Origin of the sequence: Sphingobacterium sp. Lzh-3, assembly GCF_046764375.1 — a bacterium.
Lineage (GTDB): Bacteria > Bacteroidota > Bacteroidia > Sphingobacteriales > Sphingobacteriaceae > Sphingobacterium.
In genome coordinates this window covers 512,917-528,011 of the sequence record NZ_CP177226.1, presented here as the reverse complement: position 1 = coordinate 528,011, position 15,095 = coordinate 512,917, and the positions used below count along the sequence as shown (strand labels likewise).

The window sequence follows — 15,095 nt, the reverse complement described above, 5'->3', positions numbered from 1 at the left end:
AACAGTCAGTGCACTTCAAACTTGACTTATGTAAGGCTCAGAAATAAAACAGAGAAAGAATTGAATACGTTATTGAACCGTTGCCTGAACAAGATAGGGAAGGATTTCCTTTTGAAAGGAAATAAAATTTTTACGCACGTCGGCATCTGAGACAGCCGTAAATGCAAAAGAAAACACGATACTTTTACTGGATTTGATCAGAAAGGTTAGTTTTTCTTCACTAATTGCTTCATTAATTTTCTCATTCTGAATGAATGTACTTAGGAGCAAAAATTCCAAATCCTCAGAAAGTGTTTTTAGGTATTCTTGTGCGTTGGCAGACTCACGAATAAATTCCCATCCGATCAACTCATTGCACGCCGTATACGTCAATCGGCTTACACGCAAAATAGTCGACGCCAAAAAGGAAGCCATATCATCTTCATATTTGGTCGTTTTCAAAATATCCTGCAAACTTGCACGAAGATAGTCCATCAAAATGGCATGCAAAATCATCTCTTTACTTTCAAAATACTTGTACACAGTTGCTTTCGCTATTCTGGCTTTTTTTGCCAATGTATTCACACTGGTTTTATGATAACCATTTTGGCGAAAAAGCTCTCGTGCAGTTCTTTTTATGGATTCAATGATATGATCTGGTTCCATGTAATTTTGATAATACGGATACTGAATGTCAGCAATAAAGATGAAAGACCAAAAAGCATCACATTATTCTCATACCTCGTCATAATGGAGAATAATGTGATGCCATAATCTTTACGAATATTAATTTATATTAATTCCGTCTCAAATTGAGACAAGAAACGTGTATCATTCTCAGAGAAAAGGCGTAAATCTTTAATCACATATTTCAGATTAGTAATCCGCTCGATACCCATACCAAAAGCAAAACCGGAGTATTTTTTACTATCAATACCACAATTATCAAGCACGTTCGGATCCACCATACCACAGCCTAAAATTTCTACCCAACCAGAGTATTTGCACAAATTACATCCAGCACCTTTACAGATAGTACACGAGATATCCATTTCTGCCGAGGGCTCCGTAAATGGGAAATATGAAGGACGGAAACGTACTTTAGTACCCTCACCGTACATTTCTTGGACAAAATGATATAAAGTTTGTTTCAAATCAGCAAAAGAGACATTCTCATCTACATACAAACCTTCCACCTGATGAAAGAAACAGTGTGCACGGGCCGAAATAGCCTCATTTCTATAAACACGTCCGGGCATAATCGCACGGAAAGGTGGCTGACCGGCTTCCATTAAACGAACCTGAACGGAAGAAGTATGCGTTCTTAACGTAATATCATTACCCTCTTGTTTTTTGATAAAGAAAGTGTCTTGCATATCACGTGCAGGATGTTCAGGCGGGAAATTTAAAGCTGAGAAATTATGCCAGTCATCTTCGATTTCAGGACCTTCTGAAACAATAAAACCTAACTTCTTGAAGATTTCAACGATTTCTTTCCGAACCAATGAGATTGGGTGTCTAGATCCTAACTGAAAACCCTGTCCTGGTAATGTTAAATCGCCTTCAAGTTGTTGTGATTTTTGCTTTTCTTCAGATCCAAACTTTTCTTGCGCTTCCTTGAACGTATTTTCTGCCAATTGCTTAAATTCGTTCAACACTTTTCCTAAAGTACGTTTCTCTTCAGGCGTAACTGTTTTGAATTCATCAAAAAGGTTTTTCACAATCCCTTTGGAAACCAAAAACTTCAATCTGAAATTTTCTACATCGGCTGAAGAAGTTGGCGCAAATGCCTTAATTTCTTCAGTATACTGCGTAATTCTATCTTGCAACATAATTAAAGCAAACATAGCCAAAATTTCCGCGAAAAAGAAATTTTGGCTATTGCCCAATGTGTACTAAAACTTCAGATAAAAGATAAATAAAAACGAAACGCATTTCGAACATTTGTGCATTAAGCGATAATGGCAGCAAAAAATGTACAATAAACAAAAAGAGCAAACTCATTTGTCTGCTCTTCGTTATATCATCGATTTGACTATCAAAGTAAAGTTTTTACATCATTAGAACTTTCTTCTAATTAAAATGGTAATGGATTATCCTCCTGGTCATTTTCAGTGAAATCAACTTCCACCTCTTTATCTTCGACCTTTTGCGCCTGCGTATTCGCTGTATTACCAGCGCTTACTCCTGCGTTTGGTTCGAAATCTGATTTACGACCCAAAAGTGTAAAAGTTTCGGCAACAACCTCCGTAGCATATCGCCTAATACCTTCCTTATCCTCATACGTACGTGTTCTCAGTCGACCTTCAATATAAACTAACTTCCCCTTTGTTAGATATTTTACAGCCACGTCAGCTAGACCTCGCCACATAACAATATTATGCCATTCGGTTTGTTCTACTCTTTTTCCGTCTTTGTTATACGTTTCTGATGTTGCCAATGGAAAACTGGCAACAGAGACATTGCCTTCTAAATAGCGAATTTCGGGATCTTTTCCAAGGTGTCCCACTAAAATGACTTTGTTAACTCCTGACATAATTTAAAAGCATAAATGGTTAAAAATTTGACCTTTCCAAAAAAGTAAAGATCAACTTGTGTTTAGCTAATTTATCCAAATCTTTTAGAATTACATAATCCCAATTGGATTTTTTTTGAATTAAATCGCCTTTTAACCGCACTTCAAAGAATGTGGCATAGATATTCTGATGGCTTAAAATATGTTTTGTCTGCTTCTGCAAGATATTCAGATGAGTACCATGCCCAAAGTATGACACAAACCAATCATCATCAAGAATTTCTGGAATATCCATCGTATGATTCGACTCCAACAGTGGAAATTCGTATAAATTTTGCCAAACATCGCCCTCACCTCGCTTAGACATAAGAATCTTATCGTTATCGCGCAGAATAAAATAATTGAAATATCTATCTTTGCTTGCCTTTCCTTTAAGCTTGACAGGCAATTGATCCACCTCATTCCGTGTTAAGGCATAACAAGAAAGTCGGAACATACATTGCTCGCACAAAGGTTGCTTCGGCTTGCAATGGATTGCTCCAAAATCCATGATAGCCTGATTGTAAAGGGCTGGGTGATTCTGATCTAAATTTTCTTTGGCCACAGCCGTAAAAATCTTCTTTCCTTCAGTAGAATTTATCGGAGTTTCTATCCCATAATATCGCGCGAGCACCCGAAAAACATTGCCGTCCAAAACAGCCTGAGCTTCATTATTAGCGAAAGAAGATATCGCTGCTGCCGTATATTCCCCTATTCCTGGAAGACTTAATAAAGTCTTATAATCTACAGGAAAAACACCATTATATTGATCTCGGACAATTCGAGCGGCTTTATGCATATTCCTACCCCTCGAATAATACCCCAACCCCTGCCAGAGGTGAAGAATATCATCTTCATCGGCATTCGCAAAGTCTACAACGGTATTAAATCGTTCGACAAAACGCAAGTAGTATGGCAAACCCTGCTCTACACGTGTCTGTTGTAATATAATCTCCGAAAGCCATATTTTATACGCATCTTTTGTTTCTCTCCATGGTAAATCTCGCTTATGTAGTTGATACCATGCCTGCAGTTCCTCACCAAATATCATAGCAACAAAAATGCATAATTTTTCCCTATTCCGAGCATCGCGTCATCCTAGGATGGGACGAAGAATAGATGTAATCTGCTCATCCGGTTCCAAAACGGTATTCTCTAACGCGATCGAGCCATTGTATTTTTCTTTTAATGCCTGATAAAGTCGTCCATCATAAGAAACAGCAAGTCGCCCATCCGCTTTCAGGTAAACAGGTAAATGCCGATTTCCGACATCAAAACAGAACTCTCCCACTACCGACAGACTCTGACTATCCAACAGCACACACAGGCAAGGTAAAATATTCACCTGTATAAATAAATCCCCCTCATGATAAATACATTGACCTGAATGCAATGCTGTACTATCATCACGCTGGATTCGCACAGTATTACCCTTTCTTGTTTTTCGCTGAATAACACGCTTATTCACCTCATAATAGGAGAGATCCAGAATATCCGAATCGCGTCCCAACTTAACATTGTCGAAGCTTGGTATAAAATCAATCCATATTTCACTGGAAGAATCTCTTCTAAGCATAGTTCAACTCCTCCTCTTCCTTGACTCTAGCCATTTTTCTTCTCCTTTTACGACTAGTTATTTTATCTGTAACAGCCGTAGCTTCTTCTTGGTTCTTCTCTACCGACACTATTTGCCCCGCTCGTGCATCATCTTTTCCTTCTGAAAGCTTGTGCAGGGTAAAATCCCAGCACAATTGCCCCAACATGTGTAAAAAGTCATACAGCAGTTCTCCATCTGTTCCCAGTGCCCGCAAAACAACGACATCCGTTGATGCTTGAGTGAAACCATAAGAAATATCGCTGTATTCAACGGTCAAGATTTCATCGAGCTCCTGTTTGAGTTCCTTCGCAAATAGAGAAGAGAATAAGAAAGTCGCCTGATGGGTATAACCTTCAAAAAACAGCATTTTCTGAATAGGCTGGTTTTTGGGGGTCATCAGTTGATTGTCAATAAAGGACAGCTTACCGTCCCTAAAAATCTTTGTCTGTGTATGTAACCTATCAAATTCAAAAGCTTCTTTCATGTGGATCCTTCCTGCACTGATGATATCGCCCCATATTAAAACCGCATCTTCAGCTAAATGAATGTGGTTCGTTGCTTTGAAAATAGAATCCTTAAACGGTGTAACAGGATGTGGAATATAATGAATGATCCCTCCTAGCCCCACACGCACATCAGTATGTTGTTTAGCACCAGTTTTCATGGGGTGCAGCTTATTGAAAGACTGCGTAAAAAGTTTCAGTTGTGCGTCTTCTTTTACATGCACATCAATATGTAGGTAATCGGAATCCATGATACCCGGCGACGCACTCATAATAATCATCTCGAGATGATCCGTTAGCCCTGCCGCACCATAATGGGTCAGTTTATACGGTGCGTTGTGATAACTTTCCTTCAACCTGCTTCTACCCTCTTCTTTGGCTACGTTTAATACGATTTTACTATCCATATACGATAAATTTTAACCAACAGGTTCCAACAAAGCATACTTTTTGATCCACGCCTTTACGTCTTCCAGACCCTCCAAAGACATTAAATTAGTAAAAATAAATGGCCGTTCTCCACGCATACGAATGGTGTCCTGACGCATGACTTCCAGGTCGGCATGTACATACGGCGCAAGGTCAATCTTATTGATTAACAGTAAATCGGAACGCGTAATACCCGGACCACCTTTTCGAGGCATTTTCTCCCCTTCGGCAACATCGAGTACAAAGATGGTCAAATCAGCCAAATCTGGACTGAAAGTTGCCGTCAGATTGTCCCCACCACTCTCAACAAAAATCAGTTCAACGTCTTCAAAACGATTGGCCAATTCTTCCACAGCTTCAATATTCATCGACGCATCTTCACGAATAGCGGTATGTGGGCAACCTCCAGTTTCAACACCTATAATCCGTTCAGCTGGTAATGCCGAATTCTGTTGCAGATACATCGCATCCTCACGTGTATAAATATCGTTTGTGACTACACATATACTATAATCTGCAGACATTGAACGTGTCAGACGCTCAATAAGTGCTGTCTTACCAGATCCCACCGGACCCGCAACACCAATTTTCACATAATTTCTTTTTGACATCTATTTTTTCCTCCTTTTTACGAAATGTAAATTCGTGTATATAATTTCTCATGCTGCATGCACCGAATATCTTGGGCAATACAACAGTTTCCAATCAGATCATCATCTAACGCTGGCTGCAGTGCCACCAATTTATTAATTAAGGTTTGCAGCTTAAACAGGATCTGCTGCGCATCCATCTGGCTAATAGGGACCAATTTTGCACAGTTTGTCATAATCCCATTCAATGAATTGTAATAAAAGGCACTCAAAGCGTCTGTGTAGCTAATTCCCTGTGCATGGGCAAACATGGCAAATGCCATCGCATAGTGGCCATGAAGCTCCTGCGCATTAATCGCTTTCAGATATGCCGAACAACGTTTGACGGGCTTTAGCTTTTCCGTCAATTTCAGGAAACGTATTCCCAATTTTTTACTCGCATCCCGAATCTCATAAGGAGCCTTAAATGCTGAAATCAAAGCGTCCAATTCAGCGATTTTCTTCTTTGTCGCTCTCGATTCACAAAGTTGCCAAGCCTTATGAAAAAAAGCAGCATCGTTGTAATAGAAACTATGCTCCAATAGCGTTTGCGCATATTCCTTTGCAGTCTTGGAATCATGTACAATCTCCTTATTGATATAAGTTTCCAGTCCATAGGAATGTGTAAACCCTCCAATTGGGAATACAGAGTCATTGATCTGCATCAATGTCAACAATGGATTCATAAGCAAATTATTATTCATTTAGTTTTTCTTAGGGTATGCAGGCATCCATCACATATATTTTATAAACCCGTAAGCCCAATCCGTCTACTGCGATGCTGTTTTCCTTAGAACCCCTGCCAATGCAATTTTATTTTGGACCACCGCATACTGATGAATCCGTAAGGTATGTGTACGTTCGATAACCCGCGACTCTTTAGTAGGCCTGAATCCCGCACGCTCCAATGTTTCCCATAGCGGGTTTTCATAAGCAGCAATAATTTCATTTGCTGGATTAATAAACACTGGAATATGCTTATTACCAATCTCCAGGCATATGCGTGCCATATCCAGTCTATTTTTCGGACGCACAACAAGGCAAGGACAGGGTAATATTCGGACAACAATACGCACAGCCTCTGTTTCGAACAAAATATCTCCATCAAACAAAGACTCTTTCCTTAAATTTTTAAATCCAATTTCTCGACCTTGGACTGTAAAGCCGCGTATCACACGTTTTTCGGTATCAAACCATTCGAGCTCCAAAAAGTCAAGTACTACAGCTTCTTTGTCCGTACCATCGGCCCAAATATTTCCCTTAATGTCTCTTGCTAACAACATAACTACCTAATTAGAACAAAAAGTAACGTTGTGCCATTGGAAGTTCTTTCAACGGCTCACAGGTCGCCAATACACCATCTACTGTAACCTCATAGGTCTCTGGATTCACTACGATATTTGGTGTAGCATGATTGTGTACCATATCTTTCTTCATCACGGTACGGCACCCTTCTACCGGCAGGCACTTACGCGATAAGTTCAATTTTTGAATATTTCCGTTTTCTAAAGACACTTTAGAAACGAAATTAAAGCACAATTTTGATACTGCTTTGCCATAATTTCCAAACATCGGCCTATAGATAATTGGTTGCGGTGTAGGAATAGACGCATTGGCATCGCCCATTTTCGCTCCCAGGATCATCCCGCCTTTGATTACAAGTTCGGGTTTAACACCAAATAGTTCGGGTTTCCACAGAATCAGATCGGCATATTTCCCTTTCTCAATTGATCCGATATACTGATCGATACCATGTGCTTTGGCTGGATTGATCGTAAATTTGGACACATAGCGTTTAACACGAAAGTTGTCATTTCCTTTTCCCTGATCCTCGGTTAAGGGCCCGCGTTGAATCTTCATCTTATGAGCCGTTTGGAATGTACGGGAGATAACCTCACCCACACGTCCCATTGCTTGGCTATCGGAACTCATAATGGAGAATACGCCCATATCCTGTAAAATATCTTCGGCAGCGATTGTCTGTGGACGGATACGTGAATCAGCAAATGCCACGTCTTCTTTTACATTTTTATCCAAGTGATGGCAGACCATCAACATGTCTAAGTGTTCTTCAGCAGTATTTACCGTAAAAGGTTTTGTTGGGTTGGTAGATGCAGGGAGGATATTAGGGTACATCGCAATCTTTATAATATCCGGCGCATGCCCACCACCTGCACCTTCCGTGTGAAAGGTATGGATGACACGACCATCAATTGCTGCAACTGTATCTTCAAGGAAACCAGCTTCGTTAAGTGTATCTGTATGAATAGCAACCTGTACATCGTATTTATCAGCAACTTTCAATGCCGCATCAATAGTAGCAGGAGTTGCCCCCCAATCCTCATGGATTTTCACGCCCAATGCACCCGCTTCAATCTGCTCTTCGATTGGTTTTGTGGTGGAAACGTTGCCTTTTCCAAAAAAACCAACATTGATCGGAAGATTTTCAAAAGCTTCAAACATACGCTCGATATACCACTTTCCTGAGGTCACTGTCGTTGCCAGTGTTCCATCTGCTGGTCCCGCACCGCCACCAATAAAAGTAGTTACACCAGAATATAGCGCTGTTTCAATCTGTTGCGGCGAGATAAAGTGAATGTGCGTATCAATACCTCCTGCCGTCAGGATATAGCCTGCACCACCGTGCACCTCTGTAGAAGCACCAATCACCATACCTTGGGTTACTCCATCCTGCACATCTGGGTTTCCAGCTTTACCAATACCGACAATTTTACCGTCCTTAATACCAATATCGCCTTTTACAATACCCCAGTGGTCAATGATAATGACGTTGGTAATACAGAAGTCCAACACATCTTCATCGCGCAGTGCACGGGCAGACTGGCCCATACCATCGCGGATAGTTTTCCCACCGCCAAATTTATTCTCCTCACCGTAAACATTGAAATCTTTCTCAATCTCGATAAACAGTTCCGTATCGGCCAAACGCACTTTATCGCCTGTAGTGGGACCAAAAAGAGCCGCATATTTTTCTCGGGGAATATAAAGTTCTCCATCAATATATTTCACTGAAGATTTATCTAAACCTAGTTTATCTAAACCAAGCGCATGTAGACCAACCGTAGTACCCAAAGTAGTGAGCCCTACAACTTTAATCCATTCGCGTCTATTCCATCCTCCCATATTTATTTAGATTGTCTGAATTTCAATTTTTTCATTTTATCAATGGCTTTGGTCTTCACCGATTGATCTGTATACTTCCCATTTGTCAATCCATTAAAACCGTGGATTTCCTTACTTCCGCCAAATTCAACCAGAACAACTGATTTTTGCTCGCCTGGTTCAAAACGAACAGCGGTGCTGGCTGGAATATTCAAGCGCATCCCAAACGCTTTCTCCCTGTCGAAGGAAAGCAACTTGTTCGCTTCAAAGAAATGATAGTGTGAACCTACCTGAATCGGTCGATCACCTTCATTTTTCACAACAATGCTTGTGGTTCTGTGCCCAACATTAGCTTTGATTTCCTCTTTTTTTAAAATGTATTCTCCTGGAATCATGTCTTCTAAGATTTATTAACGAATAGGATCATGGACAGTCACCAATTTGGTACCATCTGGAAAGGTAACTTCGATTTGAACATCATGGATCATTTCGGGAACCCCTTCCATGACCTGGCTTCTTTTCAATAAGGTCGTACCATAGGACATTAAATCAGCTACGGATCTCCCGTCCCGGGCTTCCTCCATAATCTGGGCACTGATGTAAGCGATGCACTCCGGGTAATTCAACTTTACCCCACGTTTCAATCGCTTGGCAGCCAATTCGCCGGCCAAATGCAGCATCAGCTTTTCTGTTTCTCTCGGTGTTAAACGCATAAAAAATAAGTATGTATTATTTTGTTAAAGGAATTTATTATAAGACTGGAATGGTAAAATATGCTCCGAAAGCAAGACGGTTGTATTGACTCTTGGCCATATCCATATAGCTCTTATAATTGACCGTATTGCCAACATACCCCAAATAGAACCGAAGATCCTGATTATGGAATGGCTTATGTTGCAAAGTCGCAAAGTACGTCCAGTTTTGACGAAAACTCTTACCCAACTGATCGTCATCGCGCGATCCAGCAATCTCGTACCCACCTTTTAAGGCTATTTCCCACTTTTTACTCAAAAATTGATCATAACGCAGTATGGCAGAACTATAGTTAACGTCTTTTGCCAACACCCGGTTCTCACCGGTTCTACCATAAAATTCGTTGATAGCAGAAGATGCAATCAGCGCATGATCAACTGCGAAATAAGAATATTGCAAATCCAGGTACAGCATCTGTTTGGCCGTTTTGAATTTGTTCGCTAACGAAACAGCATGATTGGTATGCCCCTTAGCAAACTGTGAGACATTGTAGGACCACTTGGTATTGATTCTTTTTTCCATAAATGCTCCGACCCAAGTGAAATAACCTCCCATGGGCACAGCTGATCGTTCCAGATCACCAACAGCAAAACCATTTTTTGTATGAAGATCCATAAAACTATCATTGGTCGTGTTGTAAACTTGGGCATGTAACGAATGATTCGGGTTGACTTCATAAGATAACATTCCACCGACAACAAAGAGATTCAGTATACGGTCGACATAGTCTGTGAACTTATATTCGTAAATTGGGTTATTTTCAAATTCATAACTCCCGACCATCGCACTTTGCTTACCGGCCGTAACGGACCATTTGAGATCCTTGCCAAACTTGTACTTGATCAATGCCATGTCCAATGCACGCGAGCCATTATCCTGACTCGTTGGAGCAAATGACCTATTCAAACGAAAACGCACTTTATACGACAGCCTATCATTGTATTCCCCGCTCATCAAAATACGGGCGTCATCAAGGTTTGCTTTTGCTTGAGACTCCCCCTCCCCATTGTCCGTTTGCAGACCTGCTCTTAACAGGACATCCAATTGAAATGATTTTGCTCGCGCGGGTTCTTTCAGTAACAAGCTGCTTCTTTGCGCCTGAACAGAGTCCGTTTGGATCTGCTCCTGCGCATGCAATGATGCTATACTAATCCCCAGTGTTGTAAAAAGTGAAAGTGTTTTTTTCATCCTTATGTTTTATTCCTATATGGTATGGAAGCAATCCCAAGATTTTCAAAACATCATTCGTTGCGAAAAATCAAGAAAGATTCCTGAGATATACCGATCTCTGGTACAAGTATATCACAGCCACCTAAAAATGGAATAAGGATGAGATTAAAATGAAATTAGAAAGGAGTTTTTGGGATGGTCACAACAACCAGAGTACCCTGACCTTCGGTAGAGCTGAGCACTAACTCAGCGCCATGCAGGTCAAAGATATTCTTGGCCAAAACAAGCCCCAAGCCGTTTCCATAGATATCACCGACATTGGATGCCCGGTAAAAGGAGGTAAAAATATGTGGTTGGTCTTTTTTGGGTATGCCTATACCCTGATCAAATACTTTAATCGTAATATTTTTGCTATCGCTGCTAATTGCGACACCAACCTGTTGCCCCCGGCCATATTTAAATGCATTGGAAATAATATTGCTAAAGGCAATAAAAAACAGATCAGGATTGGCAGAAACAGTGAGTTCATCGCTGTCCTCGGGAATCTCCGTTAGATCAAAAGAAAGCTTCAGTTCTTTATGGATATTCTTTTCAGCGTTATAAATTTCATAGAGCAACTCGTCAATTCGAATAATTTCCTTATTATCCACCTCGCCCTTAAAACCCATACGGGAAAGCTGTAGCAGATTATTGATGATCAACTCCATCTTATCCGCATATTTCGCGATGATCTCCAGGGAATAATAGGCTTCATGTTCTTTTGACAAGAGCTGTTGTGCCAATTCGGCTTCCCCACCAATAATCGTAAGCGGAGTTTTCAGGGAGTGGGAAGCATTTCCAATAAAGCTTTGTTGAGACTGAACCGAAATATCCAATCGGCTAAGCATTGAATTTAAGTTCGCAATCAAGACACCCAATTCATCTTTGCTATTGCTAAATTTACTAAAAAGGCGATGGTCTAAATGTGCGATATCAACTTTATCCAAATCATTATTGATATCCTTAATCGGTTTCAATAATCGATCTGCAAAGTAAAAAGACATCAGGACAATCAGAAAAATTGCCAAAATGCCTCCTGTGATAAGCGTACGATCCAACTGACGCTGTTCATCATGACCGTAGTCGTCTATACCCTCCGATACAACAATCAGATTTTCATGATGGAGGTGATCCTGAAAAAAAACGGCTACAAATGCCGTCTTCCCATGCATATATCTGCCTTTCCCATTACGAATCACCTCTGTATAAAATGTTTTCGGCATAGGAAGTTCAGGACGGAACTGAACGCTATCACTCCCTTTGGCAATCCGAATAAGGTGATCTGTTCCTTCAGATAATTGTTTCAGGTATTTACGTTTAACCTGAATATAAAGTGCTCTATTTTCCTCTTTCTGATGCACAATGTGGTCGCCAACGATCACCGCATTCTCTTCTAGCCGATGAAAAAATTTGGTCTGTAGACTGTCGTACGTGAAATAAGACACATAAATGGCAAAAACAACAAGCAACAGGGTGCTGATGATAGAAAATAGGAGAACTATTTTGGTCCTAATTTTCATGACGGATGACATAGCCCATACCGATCACCGTATGGATAAGTTTACGTGAAAATTGTTTATCGATCTTTTTGCGCAAGTAATTTACATACACATCAACAACATTGGTACTTAAGTCAACATCCATACCCCATACTTCTTCCAAGATATCGATCCGGCTCAATACCTTATTTCGGTTGAGCATTAAAAATTCAAGTAAACGAAATTCCGTTGCGGTAAGAATAATAGGCGAATTGGCTCGCTGGACGGATTTGCTGTCTCTATCCAATTGAAGATCGTCAAATACCAATATATTTTTCTGCTCGGTAACAGTTTTAGATTTCCGGCTATAACGATTGATCCGCGCCTTTAGTTCTTCCAAACGAAAAGGTTTGGTTAGGTAATCATCCGCATCCCTATCAAATGCTTCCACAATATCCTCCGTCTGATTCAATGCCGTAAGGATAATAATCGGAACCTCATTATTGGACATTCGGATATTTTTACAAACATCCAGACCATTCATTCCAGGCAACATCACATCCAATAAAATAAGGTCATAGTGATTCAGTCCAGCCATTTTTAGACCAGTATAACCATCCATTGCGATGCTTATATGATAACCCTCATCTTTTAAGCCCCTTTCGATCAGCGATATGACGGATGGTTCATCCTCTATAAGTAACAGTTCCACAGCTATCCTTTTTAATCAGTAAAAAATTCGAGGTTTGTAAAATACAAAATTAATATTTCACCTTTCCTTTAAACACACTATATAAGATTTATTTTCACCACTTCTTGACGATTATCTGATATTCGTGATCAAAACAAATCAAAATACCCTCAAAAATGTCTCTTTTTGAAAGAATCTCATCAAATAACGAAAGATTATTTCAAAAACCAGTCTAATTTCAATATTTTTGTATTTCAAAATCACACGATGAAGCAATTTTTCCTTTGTTTAACCTTAACGTTAATGCTGTTTGTCAACCAAGCTGACGCGCAACAAAAATTGTATAAGATTTTTTACCAATTTGCTGACCCTGAAACCGGAACTGATACTGCCGCTTCCGAATTTATAAAAATATTGGCCGGAAATAAAGAGACATTAATGCACGCTTTTATTAGCAAAGACCAGATGCGGATTGAAAATTTGCTTTTCGGCAAATCGATACAGATTAGCAATATCTCCGAAGGTAGTTCTTTTCTGCTGGATGAAATAAATAAAACCTATACTGCAACAGAACTGGCGACAGGCAAACTCATTGAGACTGGCACAAATGAAGGCGATAATTATGCCTATTCGGGGGATTTTGAGATCAGTTTAGTTCCTAATCAGAAGAAAATAATTGCCGGAATTACCTGCGAAAAAGCAACATTCAATCTAACAGGTAGCCAAGATCCACAAACGGAAATTACCGTTTGGTATGCACCCAACTTACCAAAGTTATACTGGGGCACTTACGATTATCTCGAAAAAGTGCCGGGGGCAGCGCTCTATATCGGATCGGCCGGGCTCGGAATTCAAGCGACCAAGGTAGAAGAAATAACATTCGACAAATCACTCTTTGAAATTCCAGCGGATTATGAAGAAGGAGAACCTATTGAGGAAGCTGTAGATTCCACGCTAAACGACCATCTATCTTGGTATCAAGATTCCAATACAGCATATTTTGGTGTACAGGACAGTTTAGGAAACAAATTAACACCAGCAAAGTATACGGCAATATATAGCTATGTAGGAGACTATGCCATCGTAAATGATGCAGCACAAATGTTTGGCTTAATAGACATACACGGCAAAGAAGTTATTCCTTGTCAATATGAATCGCTCAGTTTAGAAACCGAAGGTGGTCCAGTGGTTTACATGAGCGATCTTAAGTATGGACTGTTGGATACAAACGGTAAAATATTGCTGCAGGCCAAATATGACTTTATTTCAGTTCCTAGCCCAGAATATGCACTTTTTACGGAAGGAGAACATACGGGTATCATGGATCAAAAAGGCGCTGTTTTACTTCCTGCCAAATATGAAACCATTTCGGATTATCGCGATAACCTCGCGTTAATTCTAGTCAACCAATCCTACCAGCTTATTAATAAAACGGGGCATAATCAACTTAAAACCGATTATGAGTTTCTATCGTTTGCGGGTGAAAGACTTCTACTGGCATTTAATGACAATAAATATGGGTACATTGATTACACAGGAAAAGTCGTTGTTCCATTTAAATTACAAAATGCCCAAGCTTTTGAAAACGGGCTAGCGCTTGTAACGGAGGATCTAGAGAATTTTTACTATATTGACGCAAAAGGGAAGTTTATCAAGAATTATGAAGAGTAATCCACAGACATTCCACTTGTCGACATTGCATCGTGGAAAATACATGTTAATCTTGCTGATTTCAATCTTTTTGATCGGAATGGGAATGTCTAAAGTTCCCATACAGGAAATTCTCAAGATTATTATTGCTCTTTTAATGATTCCTTTAGCACTGTATCTGGCCATAAAGTCTTCGACTTTGTCATCGACTTGGGTCTTGGATGAGGATACACTTCAGATAAGCAACGCTAAAAAAACAATCGTTTTCCCTTTGCATAATATTTCTCATATCAGGAATCTCAAACGTTCCGGCGGCAACCTGATCATTATCAACCAAAACAAAGGGCCAGCCTTCCGTACCTGGCGCAACAAATTATTTCAAAAGGAAGATGATCTTCCCCTGCTAACGGAAGCCCTAAAGGACGCTGACATCGAATATTACGACTTATAAATTCTTTCTTCCTTCGGTAACATTTGTTACAGGCTTTTGCAAAGGCAGT

General features: G+C 40.0%; 16 protein-coding genes and 1 pseudogene. 2 read left to right on the top strand and 15 right to left on the bottom strand.

What is annotated here, in order from left to right; translation table 11 throughout:
• Positions 1–69: 69 nt before the first annotated feature.
• From ACLCDV_RS02045 to ACLCDV_RS01975, 15 genes and pseudogenes are all read right to left on the bottom strand, one after another.
• Entirely contained in the window at positions 70–645 is a 576-nt protein-coding gene (locus ACLCDV_RS02045) for a TetR/AcrR family transcriptional regulator (protein ID WP_317668625.1), read from the bottom strand.
• A gap of 125 nt (positions 646–770) precedes the next feature.
• Entirely contained in the window at positions 771–1,811 is a 1,041-nt protein-coding gene (gene pheS, locus ACLCDV_RS02040; RefSeq protein ID WP_333576911.1) for a phenylalanine--tRNA ligase subunit alpha, read from the bottom strand.
• A 245-nt stretch (positions 1,812–2,056) separates the two neighbouring features.
• Positions 2,057–2,515, bottom strand: coding sequence for a single-stranded DNA-binding protein (locus tag ACLCDV_RS02035; RefSeq protein ID WP_046674796.1), 459 nt, complete (start codon positions 2,513–2,515; stop codon positions 2,057–2,059).
• 19 nt (positions 2,516–2,534) lie between these two features.
• Positions 2,535–3,584 (bottom strand): A/G-specific adenine glycosylase, encoded by a 1,050-nt coding sequence (mutY, locus tag ACLCDV_RS02030; protein WP_411972816.1) that lies wholly within the window; start codon positions 3,582–3,584, stop codon positions 2,535–2,537.
• Between the two features lie 42 nt (positions 3,585–3,626).
• Positions 3,627–4,109, bottom strand: coding sequence for an urease accessory protein UreE (locus ACLCDV_RS02025; protein ID WP_317668627.1), 483 nt, complete (start codon positions 4,107–4,109; stop codon positions 3,627–3,629).
• Positions 4,102–5,040: an urease accessory protein UreD gene (locus tag ACLCDV_RS02020; protein WP_411972815.1), complete on the bottom strand. Its 939-nt coding sequence runs from the start codon at positions 5,038–5,040 to the stop codon at positions 4,102–4,104. Before ACLCDV_RS02020 ends, ACLCDV_RS02025 begins: the two co-directional genes overlap by 8 nt.
• Positions 5,041–5,052: 12 nt before the next feature.
• Positions 5,053–5,673: an urease accessory protein UreG gene (gene ureG / locus ACLCDV_RS02015; RefSeq protein ID WP_317668629.1), complete on the bottom strand. Its 621-nt coding sequence runs from the start codon at positions 5,671–5,673 to the stop codon at positions 5,053–5,055.
• A 17-nt stretch (positions 5,674–5,690) separates the two neighbouring features.
• The gene (locus tag ACLCDV_RS02010; RefSeq protein ID WP_411972814.1) at positions 5,691–6,395 is read right to left on the bottom strand and encodes an urease accessory protein UreF; all 705 of its coding nucleotides are present in this window, start codon (positions 6,393–6,395) and stop codon (positions 5,691–5,693) included.
• A gap of 66 nt (positions 6,396–6,461) precedes the next feature.
• On the bottom strand, positions 6,462–6,974 hold the full coding sequence (locus ACLCDV_RS02005; protein WP_317668631.1) for an urease accessory protein UreE: 513 nt from the start codon (positions 6,972–6,974) through the stop codon (positions 6,462–6,464).
• A 10-nt stretch (positions 6,975–6,984) separates the two neighbouring features.
• Positions 6,985–8,835, bottom strand: a complete 1,851-nt coding sequence (gene ureC, locus ACLCDV_RS02000) for an urease subunit alpha (RefSeq protein ID WP_411972813.1) — start codon at positions 8,833–8,835, stop codon at positions 6,985–6,987.
• A 77-nt stretch (positions 8,836–8,912) separates the two neighbouring features.
• Positions 8,913–9,209 (bottom strand): annotated as a pseudogene (gene ureB / locus ACLCDV_RS01995) (urease subunit beta); the annotation flags it as partial.
• Positions 9,210–9,224: 15 nt separating this feature from the next.
• Positions 9,225–9,527: an urease subunit gamma gene (ureA, locus tag ACLCDV_RS01990; protein WP_317668633.1), complete on the bottom strand. Its 303-nt coding sequence runs from the start codon at positions 9,525–9,527 to the stop codon at positions 9,225–9,227.
• 37 nt (positions 9,528–9,564) lie between these two features.
• Positions 9,565–10,755: a porin gene (locus ACLCDV_RS01985; protein WP_411972812.1), complete on the bottom strand. Its 1,191-nt coding sequence runs from the start codon at positions 10,753–10,755 to the stop codon at positions 9,565–9,567.
• A 158-nt stretch (positions 10,756–10,913) separates the two neighbouring features.
• Positions 10,914–12,296, bottom strand: coding sequence for a HAMP domain-containing sensor histidine kinase (locus ACLCDV_RS01980; protein WP_317668635.1), 1,383 nt, complete (start codon positions 12,294–12,296; stop codon positions 10,914–10,916).
• Complete coding sequence (locus tag ACLCDV_RS01975; RefSeq protein WP_317668636.1) at positions 12,286–12,966, bottom strand: response regulator transcription factor; 681 nt, start codon at positions 12,964–12,966, stop codon at positions 12,286–12,288. Before ACLCDV_RS01975 ends, ACLCDV_RS01980 begins: the two co-directional genes overlap by 11 nt.
• A gap of 246 nt (positions 12,967–13,212) precedes the next feature.
• On the opposite strand from ACLCDV_RS01975, the gene ACLCDV_RS01970 reads away from it, so the two are divergent.
• Complete coding sequence (locus tag ACLCDV_RS01970) at positions 13,213–14,616, top strand: WG repeat-containing protein (protein WP_333576905.1); 1,404 nt, start codon at positions 13,213–13,215, stop codon at positions 14,614–14,616.
• Positions 14,606–15,046 carry a hypothetical protein gene (locus tag ACLCDV_RS01965; protein WP_317668638.1) on the top strand — a complete coding sequence of 147 codons (441 nt, stop codon included), beginning with the start codon at positions 14,606–14,608 and terminating at the stop codon, positions 15,044–15,046. Before ACLCDV_RS01970 ends, ACLCDV_RS01965 begins: the two co-directional genes overlap by 11 nt.
• The last annotated feature ends 49 nt before the right edge of the window (positions 15,047–15,095 follow it).

Bases quoted from the DNA above. Each gene is read 5' to 3' on its own strand.
- mutY (WP_411972816.1), bottom strand. From the start codon at position 3,584: ATGATATTTGGTGAGGAACTGCAGGCATGGTATCAACTACATAAGCGA.
- ACLCDV_RS01965 (WP_317668638.1), top strand. From the start codon at position 14,606: ATGAAGAGTAATCCACAGACATTCCACTTGTCGACATTGCATCGTGGA.
- ureG (WP_317668629.1), bottom strand. From the start codon at position 5,673: ATGTCAAAAAGAAATTATGTGAAAATTGGTGTTGCGGGTCCGGTGGGA.
- ACLCDV_RS01985 (WP_411972812.1), bottom strand. From the start codon at position 10,755: ATGAAAAAAACACTTTCACTTTTTACAACACTGGGGATTAGTATAGCA.
- ACLCDV_RS01980 (WP_317668635.1), bottom strand. From the start codon at position 12,296: ATGAAAATTAGGACCAAAATAGTTCTCCTATTTTCTATCATCAGCACC.
- ACLCDV_RS02005 (WP_317668631.1), bottom strand. From the start codon at position 6,974: ATGTTGTTAGCAAGAGACATTAAGGGAAATATTTGGGCCGATGGTACG.
- pheS (WP_333576911.1), bottom strand. From the start codon at position 1,811: ATGTTGCAAGATAGAATTACGCAGTATACTGAAGAAATTAAGGCATTT.
- ACLCDV_RS02025 (WP_317668627.1), bottom strand. From the start codon at position 4,109: ATGCTTAGAAGAGATTCTTCCAGTGAAATATGGATTGATTTTATACCA.
- ACLCDV_RS02035 (WP_046674796.1), bottom strand. From the start codon at position 2,515: ATGTCAGGAGTTAACAAAGTCATTTTAGTGGGACACCTTGGAAAAGAT.
- ureC (WP_411972813.1), bottom strand. From the start codon at position 8,835: ATGGGAGGATGGAATAGACGCGAATGGATTAAAGTTGTAGGGCTCACT.
- ACLCDV_RS02045 (WP_317668625.1), bottom strand. From the start codon at position 645: ATGGAACCAGATCATATCATTGAATCCATAAAAAGAACTGCACGAGAG.
- ACLCDV_RS02020 (WP_411972815.1), bottom strand. From the start codon at position 5,040: ATGGATAGTAAAATCGTATTAAACGTAGCCAAAGAAGAGGGTAGAAGC.
- ureA (WP_317668633.1), bottom strand. From the start codon at position 9,527: ATGCGTTTAACACCGAGAGAAACAGAAAAGCTGATGCTGCATTTGGCC.
- ACLCDV_RS01970 (WP_333576905.1), top strand. From the start codon at position 13,213: ATGAAGCAATTTTTCCTTTGTTTAACCTTAACGTTAATGCTGTTTGTC.
- ACLCDV_RS02010 (WP_411972814.1), bottom strand. From the start codon at position 6,395: ATGAATAATAATTTGCTTATGAATCCATTGTTGACATTGATGCAGATC.